We start from the raw sequence: 450 nt of genomic DNA, 5'->3' as shown, positions 1-450 counted from the left end.
ACCGACGCACAGTACTCAGAAGCCGTAATGAAAGTCAGCGGACGCCTCGACGCCAAAATCCGCGTACACGCAACCCCGACCGAACACAGACTCATCGAACAATGAACCACCAGAAAACCCGAATCCAGATCTCGAACCAGAACGGAAACACCGACGTCACAGTCGTCTCCCAAGGAAGCGGAGACATCCAAATCGACATCAACGAACTCCAACACAGCACCCCGCAACAAGTCCAATCCCAAAACCTAGAACAGCTCTTCCAAGCTCTCGCCCAGAAACGGATGCAGAAAATGAAGGCCGAATTCCAGGAAACACAGGCCCTTATGCAGAAAATGCAGGAGCTCGCCCAATCCCTGGAAGGTCAGAACCAGATGATGGCCCAAGCCATGCAGCAACAGGTCCAAGAACTGGAGAACAATCACGAGAACGAAGAAATACTCGCCCTAGAAC

General features: G+C 52.4%; 1 protein-coding gene. It reads left to right on the top strand.

The genetic code is table 11. The features are described from left to right. Window positions 1-101: 101 nt before the first annotated feature. Window positions 102-450: hypothetical protein (locus tag EXE48_RS18245; protein WP_137712177.1), on the top strand; the 349-nt coding region annotated here is incomplete at its 3' end.

This window comes from Halorubrum sp. ASP1 (genome assembly GCF_005435135.1).
Classification (GTDB): Archaea; Halobacteriota; Halobacteria; order Halobacteriales; family Haloferacaceae; genus Halorubrum; species Halorubrum tropicale.
This window is presented reverse-complemented; position numbering and strand designations above follow the sequence as displayed.